The sequence below is a fragment of the Anaerolineales bacterium genome (assembly GCA_015075625.1).
Taxonomy (GTDB): domain Bacteria; phylum Chloroflexota; class Anaerolineae; order Aggregatilineales; family UBA2796; genus UBA2796.
In genome coordinates, this window is sequence record JABTTZ010000002.1 from 807,416 (window position 1) to 828,138 (window position 20,723).

Annotated in this window: 17 protein-coding genes; 13 read left to right on the plus strand and 4 right to left on the minus strand. The window is 57.8% G+C overall.

Annotated elements, in window-relative coordinates; all coding sequences use genetic code 11:
* Nucleotides 1-120 precede the first annotated feature (120 nt).
* Both HS103_12135 and HS103_12140 read left to right on the plus strand, forming a co-directional pair.
* Complete coding sequence (locus tag HS103_12135) at nt 121-2,373, plus strand: SUMF1/EgtB/PvdO family nonheme iron enzyme (protein MBE7513546.1); 2,253 nt, start codon at nt 121-123, stop codon at nt 2,371-2,373.
* A 142-nt stretch (nt 2,374-2,515) separates the two neighbouring features.
* Nucleotides 2,516-2,686 carry a hypothetical protein gene (locus tag HS103_12140; GenBank protein ID MBE7513547.1) on the plus strand — a complete coding sequence of 57 codons (171 nt, stop codon included), beginning with the start codon at nt 2,516-2,518 and terminating at the stop codon, nt 2,684-2,686.
* Nucleotides 2,687-2,761: 75 nt separating this feature from the next.
* Here the strand turns inward: HS103_12140 and HS103_12145 are convergent, their stop codons facing one another.
* The 4 genes from HS103_12145 to HS103_12160 all read right to left on the minus strand — a co-directional run bounded on the left by HS103_12145 (nt 2,762) and on the right by HS103_12160 (nt 7,619).
* Entirely contained in the window at nt 2,762-3,745 is a 984-nt protein-coding gene (locus tag HS103_12145) for an ornithine carbamoyltransferase (protein ID MBE7513548.1), read from the minus strand.
* Nucleotides 3,746-3,915: 170 nt separating this feature from the next.
* Nucleotides 3,916-4,971 carry an ATP phosphoribosyltransferase gene (hisG, locus tag HS103_12150; GenBank protein ID MBE7513549.1) on the minus strand — a complete coding sequence of 352 codons (1,056 nt, stop codon included), beginning with the start codon at nt 4,969-4,971 and terminating at the stop codon, nt 3,916-3,918.
* A complete protein-coding gene (locus HS103_12155) occupies nt 4,968-6,494 on the minus strand; it encodes a histidine--tRNA ligase family protein (GenBank protein MBE7513550.1) in 1,527 nt (508 codons plus the stop codon). The genes hisG and HS103_12155 overlap by 4 nt, the downstream gene beginning before the upstream one ends.
* A gap of 150 nt (nt 6,495-6,644) precedes the next feature.
* A complete protein-coding gene (locus HS103_12160; protein MBE7513551.1) occupies nt 6,645-7,619 on the minus strand; it encodes a hypothetical protein in 975 nt (324 codons plus the stop codon).
* A 205-nt stretch (nt 7,620-7,824) separates the two neighbouring features.
* Between HS103_12160 and HS103_12165 the strand changes: the two genes are divergently transcribed.
* The 11 genes from HS103_12165 to HS103_12215 all read left to right on the plus strand — a co-directional run bounded on the left by HS103_12165 (nt 7,825) and on the right by HS103_12215 (nt 20,705).
* Nucleotides 7,825-8,565, plus strand: coding sequence for a hypothetical protein (locus tag HS103_12165; GenBank protein MBE7513552.1), 741 nt, complete (start codon nt 7,825-7,827; stop codon nt 8,563-8,565).
* Between the two features lies 1 nt (nt 8,566).
* The gene (locus HS103_12170) at nt 8,567-9,247 is read left to right on the plus strand and encodes a hypothetical protein (protein ID MBE7513553.1); all 681 of its coding nucleotides are present in this window, start codon (nt 8,567-8,569) and stop codon (nt 9,245-9,247) included.
* A gap of 273 nt (nt 9,248-9,520) precedes the next feature.
* Nucleotides 9,521-10,567 carry a prephenate dehydrogenase gene (locus tag HS103_12175; GenBank protein ID MBE7513554.1) on the plus strand — a complete coding sequence of 349 codons (1,047 nt, stop codon included), beginning with the start codon at nt 9,521-9,523 and terminating at the stop codon, nt 10,565-10,567.
* A 426-nt stretch (nt 10,568-10,993) separates the two neighbouring features.
* Entirely contained in the window at nt 10,994-11,215 is a 222-nt protein-coding gene (locus HS103_12180; GenBank protein ID MBE7513555.1) for a hypothetical protein, read from the plus strand.
* Nucleotides 11,216-11,367: 152 nt separating this feature from the next.
* On the plus strand, nt 11,368-12,312 hold the full coding sequence (locus HS103_12185; protein MBE7513556.1) for a branched-chain amino acid transaminase: 945 nt from the start codon (nt 11,368-11,370) through the stop codon (nt 12,310-12,312).
* A gap of 72 nt (nt 12,313-12,384) precedes the next feature.
* Nucleotides 12,385-14,103, plus strand: a complete 1,719-nt coding sequence (ilvB, locus tag HS103_12190) for a biosynthetic-type acetolactate synthase large subunit (GenBank protein ID MBE7513557.1) — start codon at nt 12,385-12,387, stop codon at nt 14,101-14,103.
* Between the two features lie 74 nt (nt 14,104-14,177).
* Nucleotides 14,178-14,699, plus strand: coding sequence for an acetolactate synthase small subunit (gene ilvN / locus HS103_12195; GenBank protein ID MBE7513558.1), 522 nt, complete (start codon nt 14,178-14,180; stop codon nt 14,697-14,699).
* A 185-nt stretch (nt 14,700-14,884) separates the two neighbouring features.
* Nucleotides 14,885-15,907 (plus strand): ketol-acid reductoisomerase, encoded by a 1,023-nt coding sequence (gene ilvC / locus HS103_12200; protein MBE7513559.1) that lies wholly within the window; start codon nt 14,885-14,887, stop codon nt 15,905-15,907.
* Nucleotides 15,908-16,000: 93 nt separating this feature from the next.
* The gene (locus tag HS103_12205; protein ID MBE7513560.1) at nt 16,001-17,617 is read left to right on the plus strand and encodes a 2-isopropylmalate synthase; all 1,617 of its coding nucleotides are present in this window, start codon (nt 16,001-16,003) and stop codon (nt 17,615-17,617) included.
* Nucleotides 17,618-17,681: 64 nt separating this feature from the next.
* Entirely contained in the window at nt 17,682-19,274 is a 1,593-nt protein-coding gene (locus HS103_12210) for a citramalate synthase (protein ID MBE7513561.1), read from the plus strand.
* A 258-nt stretch (nt 19,275-19,532) separates the two neighbouring features.
* Complete coding sequence (locus HS103_12215; protein MBE7513562.1) at nt 19,533-20,705, plus strand: ArsA family ATPase; 1,173 nt, start codon at nt 19,533-19,535, stop codon at nt 20,703-20,705.
* Nucleotides 20,706-20,723: the final 18 nt, after the last annotated feature.

Below are 20,723 nucleotides of genomic sequence, written 5' to 3' on the forward strand. Positions count from 1 at the left end.
AACGGCGCGGACGCCCCAGGGGTCGCCCCTACAGAATAATTTATAGTGCCTATGGTATGATTTCCTCTCCCGATTTGGGTTATAATCCCCTCAGCGCCTCTCTCTAACCAATGGTGGTACATGATGACAGACCTCATCGGGCAGCGTCTTGGGGATTATGTGATCAGCGGCGTGTTGGGCAAAGGAGGCATGGCAGCCGTCTACCGCGCGCGCCAGCAAAGCGTTCAGCGCGATGTGGCGATCAAAGTGATCAAACCCGATCTCACCCAGTCGCTAAACCCGGAAGAATTCCTCGCCCGTTTCCGGCGCGAGGCACAGACGATTGCCAACCTGAGCCACCCCCATATTTTGAAATTGTTCGATTACGGGCAGGCGGGCGAGATGCTCTACCTGGTCATGGAACTGCTCTCCGGCGGCACGTTGGCGGATCGGCTCAAGGGAGGACGCCTCAACCTGACCGCCGCCGCAAAACTCTTGGATCAGGTGGCGGGGGGGCTTGATTACGCCCACAAGCGGGGCATCGTCCACCGCGACCTGAAACCGCAAAACGTCCTCTTTGACGAGGAAGGCAACGCCTTCCTGAGCGATTTTGGGATTGCCAAACTGCTGAACGAGGGGACGAAACTGACCGGCACGGGGACGGCGCTGGGGACGCCCGCCTACATGCCGCCGGAGCAGTGGCAAAATAGGGCGCTGGACGCCCGTGCCGATGTCTATGCGCTGGGGGTGCTGCTCTTTGAGGCGCTCACAGGGCAGATGCCGTTCAACGCCGACACGCCCTTCCAGATGATGTACGCCCATGTGAACGAACGCCCCCGCTCCTTGCGAGGGATGGTCGGTACCATCCCCGAAAGCATTGAGGCGGTGATTCTGAAAGCGCTGAACAAAGAACGCGAGGATCGCTTTCAAAGCGCGGGCGCTTTTGCCGAGGCGTTTCGGGCGGCGCTGACAGGCGTGATGCCAGTGGACGCTGGGCAGGAGATGGATCGCACAGCACGGACACCCGCCGGGGGGATTCCCGCTGTGATACCAACAGCAATGCCCACAGAAGACGCCCCTCAACCCCAACGCGGCGGTGGACGCTCCCCGCTGACTGCCGGATTGGTCGCCCTCGTCGTCGTCATTGGCGTTATCATGATCCTCATCGGGAGGGGCGGAAATGCGCCCACCACTGGAACAGAGACAGCGATCAGCACCACCCCTTCAGCGGCGGCGATGAATCCAACGGAGACGACGCCCCCCCCCGCCACCACAACGGAAACGCCCTCGTCAATGGCGACAGATGCTCCCACTGCTACCTACACAGCAACCTTTCGCTTGGAGGAGATTGCCGCAGCCACGCTGACGGCGGGGGCAGCAACCCGTAACGTAATCCAAACGGCGACGGCGGGGCAGCGAACAGTTGAGGGATACATTGCGGCGGCAAACGCCACCGAGACGGCGGCGCTTTGGACATACACGCCCACACCGACGAACACCTTTACGACGACCTTTACGCCCACACCGACGAACACCTTTACGACGACCTTTACGCCAACGCCGACGAACACCTTTACGATGACCTTTACGCCCACGCCGACGAACACCTATACACGCACCTTTACGCCAACGGCAACCTTCACTCCTTCCAAGACGCCCGCCTCCTCCGTCGCCGCCACGCCGACGTTTATTCCCGCTGGAGCAAAGGTGAATTGGACGGTTGTCAAGCAGGCGTTTGACGGCGTGCCGATGGTGCTTGTCCCGGCCGGCTGTTTCATGATGGGAAGCACTACTAGTGAGGATGAAAAGCCAATCCATGAGGTGTGCCTCACGAAATCCTTTTGGATCGACCAATATGAGGTGAGCAACGCCCAATTCAAAAGCAAAGGCGGACAAGCGAAACGCTCTAGTAACTGGACGGGCAGTGATCTCCCCCGCGAAAATATCACCTGGTTCGAGGCGCGGGATTTCTGTACCCTGCGCGGAGCGCGGCTGCCCACCGAAGCGGAATGGGAATACGCCGCCCGTGGACCCCAGAGCCTTGCCTACCCTTGGGGGAACAGTTTTGTGGCGGACAATATGGTTTACTCCAATAATTCAGGGGATGAACCTGCCTCGGTGGGGAGTCGCCCCGGTGGGGTATCATGGATAGGGGCATATGATTTGAGCGGGAACATGTGGGAATGGGTGGCGGATTGGTATGATTCGGGCTATTATGGCGTCTCGACCAAAACCAACCCACAGGGGTCGCAGGACGGAAATTCTCGCGTGCTGCGGGGCGGGTCGTGGATCAACGACGAGGACTACGCCCGCGCTGCGAATCGGAACTGGAACATTCCTGCCATCGAGGACATCTTCGTTGGATTCCGCTGCGCCCGCTTTTTCTCCCAGTAGTTCTGTGGTTCTGAATTCTGATTTTCTGTTTTCTGAGGGGGTTCGGGGGCGAAGCCCCCGATCAAATTTTTTTGCTTTTTGAAGGGGATTTTCGTAGGGACACGGCGTGCCGTGTCCGCATTGTGGGGCATGAGGAGGGCGGATGCCTACAGCATTTTTCAAGGAGATTGACCCCTTAGTGGTTGACAGCCCCGCTTATCACAATATACTTACCGATGGGCTAGGCGGTGGTGATCTAAAGGGTAAACGAACGACGCCCGCTCTTCTTGTAAGAAGGCTGGTTGCAGTCCAACCAGTGAGGGTACTGCAATAAGCCCCTCATCCCCGAAAGCGCCGCCTGTTCTGGTAGCCCGCGAGGGTCAACGTTCGGGCGGCGCATTGTGGTAGTTTAGCTCATCGTCAGCGCCATCGCCGCCTTCTGCACATGGAGGCGGTTTTCCGCCTCGTCGTAAACGATGCTCTGCGCCCCGTCGATCACCTCATCGGTGACTTCGATGTTGCGATCTGCGGGCAGGCAGTGCATGTAAACGGCGTGATCCTTCGCCAGTTTCATCCGCCGCGAGTCGGTGATCCAATCCGTGTACTTTTTGCCGATCTCAGCGCTCTCTTTGTTGTCCGTCGTCGTCAGCAGCGCCCCCCACGATTTCGGGTAGACAATATCCGCCCCCTTGAAGCCATCGTCAAAGTTATGCAGGATATCCAGACTGCCGCCGCTCTTCCGGGCGTTATCCCGCGCCTGCTGAACAATATCGGGCATCAGCTTATATTCTGGCGGGTGGGTCAGGCGGACGTTCATCCCCAAGCGTGTCATGAGCAGGATCAAGCTCTGGGGGACGGAGATCGGCTTTTGATAGCTGGAGGCATAGGCCCAACTGACGTTGATCGTCTTTCCGTGAAGGCTGCCCCGCCCAAATTTTTCCATGATCGTCATCGCATCGGCAAGGATTTGGAAGGGGTGGTATACGTCACACTGCATGTTCAGCACGGGGACGCGGCTGTGTTCGGCAACCTCCCGAATGTATTTGTTTCCGAAATCCCAATCACACTGGCGAATGGCGATTCCGTCGCAATAGCGCCCGACAATTTGCCCGATCTCTTTGGCGGTATCCCCATGCGAAATTTGGGTCGTCTCGCTGTCGATGAACTGCGCATGTCCGCCAAGCTGCGCCATCCCCGCCTCAAAACTCACGCGGGTGCGCGTGCTGGTGAAGAAAAAGAGCATCGCCAAGACCTTATCGCGCAAAATGGCGTGTGGCTCGCCCAACGCCCGCTTGCGTTTCAAGTCCCACGCCACATCAAAGAGCGTGTCCAGCTCGTCCATTGTCCATTCTTGTTCGGTGATCAAATCTCGTCCGCGAAGGTAGGTTTGCATGATGAAAAGCGCTCCTTTGAAGATGAACCCGTTAATTGCTCCGAAACACTGCCCTATTGTCCCCTGTTGTCCCCCGTTTGGCGATCTGAGGATAGAGGGGAGCGCGGGAAACGGTAGATTAGGATCAGTCCTTCGCCCGTGAGAACCCATGGGGGGCGCAGTTAGGATCATCAGCGACTCACCCCTAAGCGGTTTAGCAGGGCGGCGCTGTGGGGTGATTCCTCCAGAAAGACGTAGCGTGCCGGAATCACGGTCGTTTGCGTGCCGCCTATACTGCGCAGGTGGGCAACAGCGGCGATGATGTGCTTGCGATGGACGATGATCGTCGTATTGAACCAGCGATCCGATCCAGCATCCGTCTTACTGGCATAAATCGGGGAAACGGTTGGACCCTGAAGCCCCCGCGTGAAGGGCTTTGAGGCGACGGCGGCGGCGATCTGTTCGGGGCTTTGCCCGCGCATGTTCGCGCTCAGTTGGTAATACTGCCCCCCGTGCAGCGTCGCATCGAACACCTCTAACATCGTCAGAGCAGTTTCCAGCGCAAGCGGCGATTCGCACAGGCGGCGGGCGTTGGCGATGACACACGCCGTCGATTCAAGGATTGTCCCATCGGCAACAGGTTTCAGATGGTTTTCACGGAGTGTTGTCCCCGTTGCGCTCAGGTCGATGATCACATCAGCATAGCCGAGCGTCGGCGCGGCTTCAATCGCCCCTTCCGCCTCGACAAGGGTGAAGTGATGAATACCGTGATCGCGCAGGAATTCCCGCGCCATGCGGGTGAACTTCGTCGCCACACGGATGTTCCGGCGGCGATGTTCGCGGAAATCGAGGGCGACATCGGCAATATCGGTCATCGTCTCCACATCGATCCATGCTTCGGGGACGGCAATGACCAGATCGCACGCGCCGTACCCTAAATCGTTGTGGATCACAATCACATCGTCGTCGTGTCCGGCATATTCGCGGACGACATCCAGCCCGGTAATTCCCAATTCCACCGTACCATCGTGTACCTTGTAGACAATATCGGTGACGCGCTGAAAGAGGACATCCACCTGTGGCAAGGCGGGCATAGTCGCCACATATTGGCGCGGATTCGGCTTGGAGACCTTCAAATCGCACGATTTCAAAAAATCGAGAGTAGGGTCGGCAAGCGCCCCTTTGCTTGGCAGGGCTAAGGTGATGCGGGCGGCGCTCTCTGCGATGCTGTTTGCTGTGGTGGTCATGATTGCCCCTCGGCGATGGTGTCAGTGTTGGCGTCGTGTGCGGCGATCAGCCGTGCGGCGTCCTCAAGGGGCAGCGTCGTTTGTTCCCCCCGTGCCATATCGCGCAGGGTGATGCGCCCCGCCGTTTGTTCCGCTCCGCCAACAAGGATCACATAAGGGATGTTTCGCTTGGCGGCACGCCCCAAGACACCACTCAGGGTGCGCGGCGGGGGCATGACCAACTCGACTGCGCTGCTGCGCCGCAGCACCGTCGCCACCCGCGCCGCCTCGCCCTCGTCCGCCGCCGTCAGCGGGACAACAAGCGCCTGTACAGGGGGAATCAAGGGGGCATCCGCCGCCGCTTGCCGTGCTAACTCGGCAAGAATGCGCTCCAAGCCAAAGGCAAAGCCAACAGCGGGCGTATCCTGCGCCGCGCCAATCACCCGAATGTAGTCGTCATAGCGCCCGCCCCCACACAGTTGGCTGGAACTATCCTCCGCTGGCGTATGCCCCTCAAAGACGATTCCCGTGTAATAGTTCAGCCCCCGCGCCAACCCGGGCTGGATGCTGATGCGATCCTCGGCAAGGTCGTAGACGCTCAGCAGCTTGACCGCCGCTTGGAGCGTCTCAAACTCAGCGAGGACGCTTGGATCGTCGGGCAAAAGGCGTGCCAATTCGGGCAAGGCATGGGAAGGTGTCCCCTCGATGGCGACAAACGTCTCCAGAAAATCGAGCGCCCGCCGCACATCCTCGCGGGAATCGGCACGGCGCTGTTTTGCCAAAAGGCGGCGAGCAATGTCCTCGCTGCTGCGCCCCGAACCTGTCGTACCCAGATCGGCGCTGGCGAGCAGCAGTTGTAGCGTCCGCTCAATCTCCCGTTCCGAACTGCTCCCTTCCCCTTTTAAGGCGGTGGGTAGCCCACTGAAAAAGGCGTCTAGCTGCCCCTCCACATAATCCCGCCCCCGCTTGCGAAGGTTTTCCGCCTGCCCCAAAAGGTGGCGCTGTGTCCGTCGTTCAAGGTTAAACCGGCGTAAAAGAGCGCTCATCAGCCCGACATGCCCAATGGCAATCGTCCACGCCTGCACACCGAGGGCGAACAGCCCTGCCGCCGCCATGCCGATCACTTCGGCGTCCGCGCTTGCCCCGCTTCCGCCGATCAACTCCGCCCCGATCATCGTAAATTGGCGGCTGTGTCCGCGTCCGGGCGATTCATAGCGAAAGACGCTCCCCGAAAATCCCCATCGGATCGGTTTCGCGTCGTGTTGGTGGCGCTCCACATAAAGCCGTGCAGCAGAGGGCGTGAATTCCGAACGCAGGCAGAGCAGCCGTCCGTACATCTCAAAGGTGAAGAGGCGGCTCATGGCGTCGTCGCCGCTTTTCGTCAAAAAGAGATCGGCATATTCAACGAGCGGCGTCTCCACCTGCTGGTAGCCAAAACGGGCAAACACGCGGTGAAGGGTGGCGGTGATCGCTGCGGCTTGGGCGCTTTCGGCGGCGGCGCGATCATAGAAGCCCGGCGGACGGGTGTAGGTTGGGGTGGGCATTGTCCTCGGTTTCGTTTGGTTCGTACAGGTGGCGTATCAGGGGAAATCTTAGCGCGGGGAGAGGACAGCGGCAAGATCAGCCGCAGGTGGGGATAAGGCGTGCGGCGGTGTTCCCGCCACACACCCCATACCCTCACACCCTAACAGAGATCAAAAGCCGAAATAGCCATTCAAGAGAGAAGGCAGTTCCTTTTTGGGAATAAACTTCATAACTCCCATCCGTGACCGGATGGGAGTTATAGGAAGCCTCAATGCCTCAAAAATCGCCCCAACTCGTTTGGCAAAGGCGCTTGAATATTGGATATAGCGCTGTTCACCAACAAAGATATGCCATGGTCCACCACCCCCAAATAGGTTTGATTGATCCGTTGTAAGCATTAGCTGTAAGCCATTGGCAAAGGTCAAGCCAACCGTCCAATCGGGGTAATTATCGCAGCATATCTGCAACGGTGTGAATTGCTGCACAGGGAGCAGATTGGTCACCCCGCCGGCTAATGCCTGAACCAACGCCGGGTCAATGACGGGTGGGGGCTGTGCCGCCTTTGTTGGCGGAAGCCGCTCCCCCTTCCCTATCGTGGTGCGGTCTGTAATCGACACAATGGGTGTATCCGTATCTGCCTCTGTAATCACTATCGTATAATCGTACCAGTTGCCAAGCCCTTGCCATGTATAGCGAAGGATTACCTTCGTGATCGGCTGGTTGACCGCTGATGGCACGTCAACTAGCGGGATGTCCTCCTCGGCAAAGGTATAAAAGGCATGGCGCGTAAAAGCGTAAGCCGGGTTTGCCTTCATCACTTCGCTAAACAGTGTCCTTGATTCCCACCGAACAGCCGATTCCAGCAGTTCACATGTTTTGCTCGGAACGTCTACGTTCTCACGATTCTCCCGTCGTAGAAGGTAATCTTCACAGGCGCGTGCCTCGGCAAGCTGATCATTCGTGATGGGTCGTACAGGAAAGGGGAGTCCTTCGTTGGTTGGTTTTACTGTAGGTGTTCTAGTAGGCGTTGGGCTTGCTGCCCCCTGCGCCTGCACCACTTCCCTATCCCCCACATTGGCAATCATCGCCACGAAAAGAATACCTACCACTAAAACACCGACACCTATTCGTCTAAAGTAATTCATGGATTCTCTTTCAATCATCCGGTTCATATGTCACACAATCACTTTACAAAATCACTGTTTAAGCCAGTGTAACAATCTAAGAGAACGTGTGTAAAAATGGCGAAGGTGCTGATCCCCCCACGCTCACCCGCCGTTCATGCCCCCCACCCGTGTTGTGGTGGTACAATGCGAAGGCTTGTCTAAGAAAGTGAGCCTGTAAACCCGCGTGAGTATCCGAAGCCGATTCCGTCTGTCTATTTTCCGCCCTGCGGCGCTGCTGATCGCTCTCGCCTTCCTGATCACTGCCTGTCAGGGCTTTCCCCAAGTCCAAATTCTGGTTGTGATCACGGCGACGCCTGACCCCAACGTGATCGTGATCACGAAAACGCCCGTCCCCACCGATGTGGCGGTGGTGATCACAGCAACGCCGGAAGGGGGAGCGCCAACCGCGCCGCCCATCGCCAGCGAAGCCCCTCCCCAACCCACGCTCAGCATTTTTCCGACGGAAACACGGGCAGAGATTCGCATTGCCCAACAGGACTTTCAGAACGGCTTTATGTTCTGGATTTCGGCTGCGCAGCCGCCGGTGATCTGGGTGCTGATGATCTCGCCAGACAGCCCCAACCGCAACACGGGACAGTGGCGCTCTTACCCCGATACCTTTGCAGAAGGGCAGCCCGAAGTTGATCCAGCGCTTGTCCCACCGGCGGACACGCTCTACCAACCGCGACGCGGCTTTGGCAAGCTCTGGCGGGAAACACCCGGTCTGCGTGAGGCGCTTGGGTGGGCAACTACTCCCGAATTTGACCTGACGACGGGCTATGTCTATCGTCCGGGTGGTTTCTTAGACGATCAAGGGCGGTACAATATCGGACCGGGCAAGCATTTTCTGACAACCTTAGATCGGAAAACGTTTGTCATGTATGAATCGGCGGATGGCTTTGGAACATGGGAGCGTTTGAACTGAGATGACCCTGAACGAGTATGTGCGTATCCTTGTGCGGCGCGGCTGGATTATCCTTTTGGCGGGGCTGCTTACCGCCGGCGCAGCCTATGCCTTCAGCCGAATGCAGACGCCGCTCTACCGTGCCACGCAAAAGCTCTTGATCGCCCCCGCACGGAACGATTTTGGTTTGGCGCAGACCTTGAAACAACTCATGTCCAGTTGGGGCGAGCGGCTTAGCGCTGATGCACGGGCGGCAGAGGTGATCGAGGCACTGGACACCCGAACAACAGGCGACGATACCTCCTTGGACATGACCCCCGGCGCGTTAGCAAGCCGCGTCACCGTCTCCCCCGATTTGAACACGCTCATCCTCGCTATTGATGTCGAATTAGAGGATGGCATTGTTGCCAGCCGTGTGGCGAACACCTATGGAAAGCTCTTTGTGGCATGGCGCAACCAACAAAACGCCCCGCTCCGTCTTGAAGATCGGATTGATGCTGAACTTCTGGATTACCCAAATTACAGTTTGTTCCGCCCCAATACGACGGTCAATGTGGCGGCGGGTGGACTTCTGGGCATGATCGTGGGAGGGGCGATTGCCTTCGTCCTCGAAGTGTTGGGGGCAAACATCATCCGGCGGCGAGAGGATGTTGAACGCGGCGTGGAACTGCGCATCTTGGCAACGCTCCCCGACGGGGGGTAGAGGACGAGAGGATTTTAGAAAATTCTCTTGATAAAAGGCGGATTTACGCAGTTGAACGTGTTTACCCCGTATTGATCGAAAGAGGTAGATTGAGGGGGAAGCCCCCTCAAGACTTCTTTTCCCCCTTCTCCCTCAGGGAGAGCGGGTACACGCCGAAGGCGGGTCGCAGGGGGATGACGGAAAATGCGTAACTCCTAAAAGGCAGATGGGCGGATGCGCTGCGGCGCGTCCCTACAAGCGATCACGATGAACGATCACTAAGGGGCTTTTTCGATGGCTGTCGTAAACATCACGATTATCGGCACAGGGCGAATCGGCGCGTCGCTTGGCTTGGCGCTCCAAGCCTACAGCAAGCGAGGGGATGCCAAACACCAGTTTGTTGTCACAGGTTATGATCGCAAGGTGGCTCGCCTTCGCGCCGCCGCCAAACTTGGCGCAGTAGAGGCGGAAGTCCCAGAGATTACGAACGCCGTCAGCCGCGCCGATCTCGTTTTCCTTGCCATGCCTTACGGGGAAGCAAAGGAACTCTACGAACTGATGGGGGCGGCGCTGAAGCCCGGCGCAGTGGTTGTTGATACTGCCCCTCTCAAACTTCCTCCCCAAGCGTGGGCAGACCGTCACTTCCCCCGTGACCCAGAGGATGGCAGCGCCGCGGCCTACCTTGTGGGCGTCCTTCCGGTGATCAACCCCGATTACCTTGGTGACCCAGACGATTCACCGGAAGGGGCGCGGGCGGATCTGTTCACCGGCGGACTGATGATCCTCTCCCCCGCCGCCAACTGCCCCCCAGAAGCCGTCCAACTCGTCAGCGATCTGACCGAACTACTCGGCATCCGTATCCATTTTGTCGATCCCCACGAACACGATGGGATCATCGCTGGTACAGAGGGCTTGCCCGCCCTGCTCCAAGTTGCTTATTTCCAGAGTCTTTCACGAGCAAACGGGTGGGCAGACGCCGGATGGATCAGCAACCCCGCCTTTTTCCTCGCCACCTACAAGCTCTTGGACAGCGATCCCGAAACGCTTGCCGCCGAATTGCACGACAATCGGGCGAATTTGCTGCGGCGGATTGATGCCCTCAGTGCGGCTCTCCATGCTCTGCGCGATACACTCACCCACGAGAATTCCGACGCCCTAGCCGACCTGATCGATGAATCGGCACGGAAATATCGGGTGTGGGCAAACCAGCGCGAACGGAACAAATGGGAGACCGACATTGAGCCAGAAGCTACCGAACAAGGGGCGAAATCGCGCTTTTCGATGCTTGGGTTTGGCTCACTCTTACCAAGCATTGGCGGACGTAAAAAGGGAAAGAAATAACAGCGTCCGCCCGCTTGTTGCGCTGTGATCAACCTGACCAGAACCTCCACCCCAATTCGCCCCAACGTTGGTACGATTGGGCAAGATGCACGAAGGATAAAGGGTTAAATTGTGCAACATGCATGTTGCTCCCCACGCACACCCCCCATAGACTTAGTGATGATTGTGCTTTTGGACACAAACCTCACCAAGCGAAGTGCTGTGATTATGATGGTTGGGTTGCTCTCGATTATTAGCGTTCTCGTGGTACTTACCAGCCTCGTACTTATTATTAAGTACGAGAAGCAAGGGTGGTGTAGTGCTGCGTTGCCCGCGAATGGTCTCTGAGAGCCAAAAGCGACGTAACCGGAAACTCAAAAGCCGCCCTACACAGGCGGCTTTTTTGTTGAATCGTCCAATTTTAGTGTGACCGCAGGAGAGCGAATCATGCCCGACAAAACGCCCACCCAAACGAAACTCGCCAAGATGGAGCGTGACAACAGCCCATGGACGGAACTCTATCAAGCCGAGGAGCAGCCCGCCCAACCCACCAACCCTGACATGCAAAGCGCCGCCCCTGCTGGCAGCAGCACGAACGCGCCGCGCCCTTCCGCCAATCAAGCGGATAAGGATGCACAGGACGCCCTCACCAAAGCGTTTAATTGGTAATGGGGGCGTCCTTTTTTTATCCCATCGCGGTGGGTTAGGCATGTACTCTCAGGAAGCACAGCCGCCAGAGTTGGGGCGTCTCTAGGGACGCCCCAGGATGACCCAGACAAGACAGAACACATATACCAAAGAGATTAGGAATTTTCAGCCCTATGGCACTTGCACACGGTCCTTACGTTTGGTTTGACGGGAAATTTGTCCGGTGGGAAGATGCGACGGTTCATGTCGGCGTACATGCTCTCCACTATGGCTCTAGCGTGTTTGAGGGGATTCGCGCTTACGACACGAAACAAGGCACAGCAATCTTTCGCCTTGCCCCGCATGTTCAGCGGATGGTGAATAGCTGCAAAATCGTCCGCATTGCCGTTCCCTACACTGCCGATGAGCTTTCGCAGGCGATTCAAGAGGTGGTCGCCCTTAATGGGCAGCCCGCCTGTTACATCCGCCCGCTCATCTTTCGGGGGATGGGCAGTTTTGACCTTGATGGGCGTCCCAACCCCACACAGGTGGTGATTCTTTCCTTCGCGTGGGGTCCGTACCTCGGTGCGGGGGCGATTGAGAACGGCATTGAGGCGATGGTCAGTTCGTGGCGGCGGCTCAGCCCCTCGGATGGCGCTCCGATGGGAAAAATCGGCGGGCAGTATGTGAACAACAGCTTTGCCCGTATGGAGGCAAAGGATAACGGCTATGGCGAGGCGTTGGAGCTTGACCTGAACGGCAACATGAGCGAGGGATCGGGCGAAAACCTCTTTGTTGTCTTGGATGGTGTCATCTACACCCCGCCCATCGGCACATCCATCCTCGCTGGCGTCACGCGCTCCAGCGTGATCCAACTCGCCCGCGATCTCGGTTATGAGGTGCGCGAGACGGTTATGAGCCGCGATGTCCTTTACATTGCCGATGAGATGTTCGTCACTGGCACGGCGGCAGAGATCACCCCCATCCGTTCCCTAGACAAAGTGCCGATTGGGTCGGGGACGCGAGGGGCGATCACAAAGGCGCTTCAAGAGGAATTTTTCGGCATTGTTAGCGGCAATATGGTGGATCGGCACGGGTGGCTGACACCCGTCACACTGGGCGAACCTGCCAAAGGATAAGCAGTGGTGGGAGTGCGGATACCCTAAACGGTGTCCCTACAGACATAATCACGATTTACAAAGGGAGTCTTCATGAAACTCACGGGCGCGGAAATCATCTGGGAATGTTTGCTGAAGGAAGGCGTCGAATTCGTTTGGGGCTATCCGGGGGGGGCAATTCTGCCCACCTATGATGCCCTCAGCAAGTATGACAAGCGGCTAAAACACGTTTTGGTGCGCCACGAACAAGGCGCTACACACATGGCGGATGGCTACGCACGGGCGACAGGTAAGGTTGGCGTGGCAATGGCGACCAGCGGTCCGGGCGCAACGAATATGGTGACGGGGATCGCCACCGCCATGATGGACTCCTCGCCCATTGTGTGCATCACCGGGCAAGTCCCCTCGCCCGTAATCGGCACGGACGCTTTCCAAGAAACGGACGTGACGGGCGTCACCTTGCCGATCACCAAGCATAATTTCCTCGTCACCGATATTCGGGACTTGGTAAAGACGATGCGCAAGGCGTTTTTCATCGCCCGCACGGGGCGTCCAGGTCCGGTGTTGGTCGATATTGCCAAAGATGTCCAAAATGCCAGCATCGAATTTGAGTACCCAACGGGCGTGATCAAGCTGCCCGGCTATACACCGCCGAAAGCCGCCACCGCGCACGATTTGGAACGCGCCGCCGCATTGATCAAAACGGCGAAAAAACCGCTTATCCTTGCCGGACACGGGGTGAACATGTCTGGTGCAGAGCGGGCGCTGCTCTCGCTGGCAGAGATCGCCCAAATTCCAGTGGCGCTGACGCTCTTGGGCAAGGGCGCTGTCCCAGAAAGCCACCCGCTCTGTTTGGGAATGATGGGGATGCACGGCGCCGCGTCGGTGAATCAGGCAATTCAATCGGCAGATTTACTGATCGCCTGCGGGATGCGCTTTGATGACCGTGTGACGGGCAACCTGAAAACCTATTCCCCGAACTCGCAAAAGATTCACATCGACATTGACGCTTCCGAACTGAACAAGGCGGTCAAGGTTGATGTGGGCATTGCCGGCGACCTGCGCACTGTCCTTGAGCAGCTTTCGCCGCACGTCCCAACGCTGGAACACCGTGCCTGGTTAGCGGAAATTCGGGATTGGCAAGAGGATGGCGATCAGCGTGACATTGTCAATCAGGTACTGCCAAGCGACAAACTCTATGCGGCACAAGCAATCCGCGACCTGTGGACAGCTACACGCGGCGATGCCATTGTCGTCACCGATGTGGGGCAGCATCAAATGTGGGAGGCACAGTATTACCTTCATGACCGCCCGCGCACCCTGATCACCTCTGGCGGGTTGGGGACGATGGGCTTTGGCTTGCCCGCCGCCATTGGCGCAAAGATGGGCTGCCCAGATGAGACAGTGTGGGCGGTGGTGGGCGATGGCGGCTTCCAAATGACGCTGACCGAGCTTGGCACGGCGGCGCAAGAAAATGTTGATGTGAACATCGCCATCATCAACAACAGCTATTTGGGCATGGTGCGCCAATGGCAAGAATTCTTCTATGAGGAACGCTACAACGCAACACCGCTGCGCAACCCAGATTTCTGCATGTTGGCTGCCGCCTATGGGATTCCCGCCTTCCGTGTGACCAACCGCGAGGAAATTCCCGATGCGGTGGCAAAGGCACAGAGCATCAAGGGTCCGACCCTTGTGGAGTTCCGCGTTGAATCCGCCGATATTGTTTACCCGATGGTGCCTGCCGGAGCCGATTTGCATGCGATGATCCGCCGCCCGATGAACCTACCGGACTGGTCAGAGAATCACTAGAACATACGACGGGCACGCACCATGCGCCCCAACCACAGCCTAATTTTGACATCCAAAGGGAAGGATACCCCTGCATGAAACATACCTTAGTTGCCCTTGTGGAAAACGAACCGGGCGTCTTAAATCGCGTCGTCAGTTTGTTCCGGCGGCGCAACTTCAATATTGACAGCCTGACCGTCGGGCGGACGGAAGACCCGAACATCTCGCGCATGACCATTGTCCTGGATAGCAATGTGACCCGTGCGTACCAAGTGGAAAAGAACCTCTACAAGCTGGTGAACGTGATCAAGGTGCTGGATGTGACCGAAAAACCCTTCATCAGCCGCGATCTGGCGCTAGTGAAAGTTTCCGCTGGGGGAGGCGCAGAGGGCGTCGCCGCACAGTTCGGCGCACGGGTGCTGGATACTACCGACGGCATGACCATGTACGAACTCTCTGCCGAAGAATCCCATGTTGAGGCATTTGTGGACGCCCTACGCCCCTTTGGGATTGTGGAAGTAGTGCGGACGGGCGTTGTGGCGATGGGGCAAGGGAACGTTGTCACACGGGTAGACCCCGAAACAGAAGATGCCCTTCTGGACACGGTGGAAGGGTAGTGGTTCGTCAAAACCCTACCCGCTGCTCTAATTCTTTCCTCGTTTATAGGGAGGGGAGAGGGGCTTTGAAAAAAATCCTTCGAGGGGTTAAAACCCTACCCCGCTACAATAACCCTGTGTATTTTGCGCGGGCGGCGCTTTGATCCGCCCTTTACCGGCTTTTCTAAGGAGTCAACAACCCTATCATGGCAACGCTTTACTACGATAAGGACGCCGATCTTGGGCTGCTCGCGGATAAAACCGTCGCGGTTATCGGCTATGGCAGTCAGGGTCATGCCCACGCGCTGAACCTTCGGGATAGCGGTGTGAAGGTCGTCGTCGGGCTGCACGAGGGCAGCAAATCGCGGGCGAAGGCAGAAGCAGACGGGCTGACCGTTCTCAGCGTCCCCGCTGCGGCAGAGGCGGCGAACGTAATTATGATTTTGATCCCCGACACGAAACAGGCGGAAGTCTACCGTCGGGATATTGCCCCCCACCTGAAGGCGGGCGATACGCTCATGTTTGCACACGGGTTCAACATTCGTTTTGGGCAGATTGTGCCGCCAGAAAACATCAATGTGGCGATGGTTGCCCCGAAGGGTCCCGGACACCGCGTCCGCGAAACCTATACCGAGGGGGGCGGAACGCCCTGCCTGTACGCCGTCTATCAAGACCCATCGGGGAATACAAAAGCGCTTGCCCTTGCCTATGCGAAAGCGATTGGCGGGACGCGGGCGGGCGTCTTGGAAACGACCTTTGCCGAGGAAACCGAGACCGACCTGTTTGGCGAGCAAACGATCCTCTGCGGCGGCGTGACGGCGCTGGTCAAGGCGGCGTTCGAGACACTCGTAGAGGCGGGCTACCAACCGGAAGTCGCCTACTTTGAGTGCCTTCACGAACTGAAACTCATTGTGGACTTGCTCTATCAGGGCGGGATGAACTACATGTGGTATTCCGTTTCCGACACGGCGGAATATGGCGGCTATGTCACCGGACGGCGGATGGTGACGGACGAAACGCGCAAGGAAATGAAACAAGTTCTGACGGAAATTCAGAACGGCTCGTTTGCCGAGACGTGGATTGAGGAAAACGCGACAGGCTTGAAGCATTTCAAGGAACTGCGTCAGGTAGACCGCACTCATCAGGTAGAAGATGTCGGGGCGCGGCTGCGGGAGATGATGCCCTTCCTGAAGCCGAAGCGCCTGAAGGATTACGATCCGAACGCTTAAGGGTGTGTCCACCCATGCCCCTTCTGCCCATCGGGGGAGGGGGTCTGGGTCAGATGCATGAGTGCACAAGTTAAACCCAGTGAGGGGGAGATCATGTCTGTAGACCCTGTAGTACGCTCAAACCGCGTCCGCATTTTTGATACGACCCTGCGCGATGGGGAACAATCCCCCGGCGCGTCCTTGAACAGCGCCGAAAAGCTGGAGATCGCCCATGCCTTAGCCGCCCTCGGCGTCGATATTATTGAGGCGGGCTTCCCCGCTACCTCCCCGGACGATCTGGCTGCCGTACAGCGTATCGCCCACGAAGTGGGGAAGGTTGATACGGTGACCATCTGCGGGTTGTCACGATGCGTCCGCAAGGATATTGAACTGTGTTGGGAAGGCGTCCGTTACGCGGCAAGCCCTCGTATTCATACCTTCCTCTCCACCTCGGATATTCACCTGAAATATCAGATGAACATGACCCGTGCCGAGGCATTGGAACGGGCGCGGGAGATGGTGCATTTGGCGCGTTCGCTGTGCGCCGATGTCGAATTCAGCACGATGGACGCCGGGCGCTCGGAATGGACATACGTGGCGGAAGTCTGTGCGGCTGCCATTGCCGAGGGCGCAACGACCATCAACGTCCCTGACACAGTGGGCTATATGACCCCCGATGAGTATGGACGGATGATCGGCTACCTGATCGAAAATACCCCCGGTGGGCGGAATCCTGACGTTATTTGGTCGGTGCATTGCCACAACGATTTGGGCATGGCAACGGCAAACACACTGGCAGGGATTCACGCTGGCGCACGGCAGGCGGAAGTGACCATCAACGGCATTGGCGAACGCGCTGGAAACACCGCGTTGGAAGAAGTGGTCATGGCGCTCCACACGCGGGCGAACTACTACAACAACCTGTACACGGGGATCGACACGAAACAGATCAGCCGCATCAGCCGCATGGTTGCCAACTACACAGGGATGGTCGTCCAGCCCAACAAGGCGATTGTCGGGGCGAACGCCTTCAGCCACGAGGCGGGCATTCACCAAGACGGGCAGTTGAAAAACCATGAAACCTACGAGATCATGCGCCCCGAAAGCGTCGGGATCAGCGAGAGTCGCCTTGTCTTGGGCAAGCACAGCGGGCGGCACGCCTTCAAAGTACGGCTGCGCGATCTGGGCTACGACGTGGCGGATGACGAACTGCGCAAGGCGTTTGAACGGTTCAAGGAAGTTGCCGATAAGAAAAAGCACATCACCGATGCCGACTTGCAGGCGATCATGTCCGATCAGCTTGAGGGCCCCGTTGAAATCTTCAAACTGCGCGGGATGCAGGTGACCTGTGGGCAGATCGGGATGCCAACGGCGACGATCAAGTTGGAAGGTCCCGACGGGAAGGAATACATTGAGGCAGCAATCGGATCGGGTCCGGTGGATGCCGTGTACAGCGCGATGGACAAGATTGTGAACGCCCCGAACCGCCTTTTGGAATTCATCGTCCGCGCCATTACCGAGGGAATCGACGCGCAGGGTGAAGTGACCGTCCGCATTTGCACGAAAGATGGCGAGTACCAGACCTTTGGCGGGCATGGCTCTGACCCTGATATTGTCGTCGCCAGTGGGAAGGCGTACCTCGCCGCGCTGAACCGCCTGTTGGTAGCGACGGGCGGGGCGGGCGTCACCCCAGAGGGCGAGTCGGCAACCATCCGTATGGCGGGGGATTGAGCCTTACTGTATTTCGATCCGTTAAAGAAATACCTATCGTACTGATCATGAGGGGAGATACGCCTTGTCTGTAGCCGTACATATCTACGATACCACGCTCCGCGATGGGACACAGCGGGAGGGGATTTCGCTCTCCCTTCAAGACAAACTGAAAATCACGCGGATTCTGGATGATTTAGGCGTCTCCTACATTGAGGGGGGGTGGCCCGGATCGAACCCGAAAGATGCCGCCTATTTCGACGCTGTGCGTGAACTCCCCTTGCGGACGGCGAAGATCGCCGCCTTTGGCTCAACCTGCCGTGTGGGGAGTACGCCCGCCGAGGATGAGAACATCCACGCCCTTGTCGATGCCCAAACGCCCGTCGTCACCCTTGTGGGGAAATCGTGGCTGCTGCACGTCTACGAAGTGCTGCGGACGACGCCGGAAGATAACTACCGCCTGATCGGGGAATCCGTTGCCTATATGAAGGCGCTTGGCAAAGAGGTGGTCTACGACGCCGAACATTTCTTCGATGGCTACAAGGCGGATTCGGAATACGCGCTGACGACGCTCAAGGCGGCGGTGCAAAACGGCGCCGATTGGATCACCCTTTGCGATACGAATGGTGGCACGCTCTATTGGGAAGTGGAGCAGATTTTCTGCGAGATCGTTCGTGCCTTGCCGGGAGTAAAGGTCGGAATTCACACCCACAACGACGGCGAGTTGGGCGTTGCCAATTCCCTTGCCGCCGTCCGTTCTGGGGCGACGATGGTGCAAGGGACGATCAACGGCTATGGCGAACGCTGTGGAAACGCCAACCTGTGCAGCATCATCCCCGATCTGATGATCAAAATGAACGTCACGTGCCTGCCCGACGATGCCCACTTGACGACGCTCACCCATGTCGCCCGTACCGTTGCCGAGATCGCCAATCTCCCGCCGGATAGCCACCTTGCCTATGTGGGACGGAGCGCCTTTGCCCACAAGGGCGGGATTCACGTTGCCGCCATGCGCCGCACGGCGCAAAGCTACCAGCATATCGATCCTGTTTTGGTGGGCAACGAGATGCGCGTCTTGCTCTCTGATCTCAGTGGGCGGGGAAACATCCTGAGCAAGGCGGAGCAGTGGGGGCTGGATGTCTCCAGCGAGGCAGCGCGAAAGGTCTTGGAGGAGATCAAGCGGTTGGAGAACCTTGGCTATGTGTTCGAGGGGGCAGAGGCGTCCGTTGCCATGATGCTCAAGCGGGCGCAAGCCGATTACAAAGCCCCCTTTGAGTTGATCGATTTCCTCGTTGTGGTCGAAAACCGGCGCGGGCGGGGTCTGCTGGCAGAGGCGACAGTGAAACTGTCCGTTGGCGATCAGGTCATGCATACCGCCGCCGAGGGGAACGGTCCAGTGAACGCCCTTGATTCAGCCCTGCGCAAGGCGTTAGAGCCTGTTTACCCCCATGTCCGCGAGTTCACCTTGGCGGATTATAAAGTGCGTATTTTAGATAGCCACACCGGATCGGCGGCGACGACGCGGGTGCTGATCGATACCCAAAGCGCCCATGCCCGCTGGAGTACTGTTGGGGCGGGGACGAACATCATAGATTCCTCGTGGCGGGCGCTGCTGGACAGCGTGGAGTATGGTTTGACCTTGATCCACGATAAAGCGAATGACGCCCGTACACCGTAGGGACGCCTACCGGGCCGCGTGTTGCCCGCCGCTAAAGCAGCGGGCTGAGGTTGACCACCCCTACCGGGCTTGAAAGGCAATGCGCCCGCCGCGCCCACCTAATGGAGGAAGATCACGTCTTTAAGCCCCAACGGGGTGATTGTCCATAGCGCGTGGGCTTTAGCCCCGCACCCTCCCGCCCCCCCCCCAAAAAAAACGCAACCTTCCCTCACCCCCCCACGTATTACCTCATAGGAAGTGTGAGGACGAACAACCATCATGCGTATTATTGTACACACGGGGAAGGGCGGCGTCGGCAAGACGAGCGTCAGCGCGGCGACGGCGCTTCATTGCGCTGAGATGGGGCTGAAAACAATTGTGATCAGCACCGACACGGCGCACAGCTTGGGCGATTCGCTGGATCGAGAGATTGGTCCCGAACCGATTGAGATTCGCCCCAATCTGTGGGCGCAAGAGGTAGACGCCCGCTATTCGATGGATAAATATTGGGGCGCGTTCCAAAAATACATGATCGCCCTCTTTAGCCGGCGTGGGGTGGAAGACATTGTAGCTGAGGAAGTGACCATCCTCCCGGGCTTTGAAGAAGGGGCGCATCTGCTGTGGATTGATAAATACGTCCGCGAGGGATTCTACGATATGCTTATCGTAGATGCCGCTCCCACCGCCGAGACTCTCCGCTTGCTGAGTCTGCCGGATGTCAGCCGTTGGTGGTTTGAGCGCTTGATCAAACTGACGCGAGGCATGTCGCGGGTGCTGCGCCCCATTGCCAAGCCGCTGCTGCGGACGGAACTGCCCAACAAAGAGGCATTTGATACCGTTGAGGCGCTGTTCAAAACACTGGATAATGTGCGGGCGCTGCTTGCCGACCCCACCATGAGCAGTATGCGCTTGGTGGTGAACCCTGAAAAAATGGTGATCAAGGAGACGCAGCGGACATACACCTATCTGAATCTCTATGGTTACGCGGTAGATGCCGTGATCTGCAACAAGATTCTGCCGGAGGCGGTCACCGACCCCTATTTCCAGCAGTGGAAAGACCTCCAACGCGAGAACATCGCCCTGATTCAGGAGGTTTTTGGAGAGCTTCCCCTCTTGAAAGCGCCCATGATGGAACGTGATGTGAGCGGCTTAGAGGGACTTAGACACCTTGCCGATAATCTCTACACCAATGTAGACCCGACGAAACGCTTGTTTCACGGGACAACCCATGAGATTATTGCGCAAGGGAAAGGGGGCTATTTGCTCCGTGTGCCGCTCCCCTTTGCCCACCGCGATGATCTCGATCTCTACCGTTCGGCGGATGAGATCACGCTGCGGGTGGGACCCTACCGCCGAAACATTGTCTTGCCGCACGCTCTCTGGAAGTTAGAGATTGGCACGGCACGCTTTGAGGGCGAGGCGCTCAACATCGAATTCATCGCAAAAGCCTGAACCTAAGCCAGTTCAGCC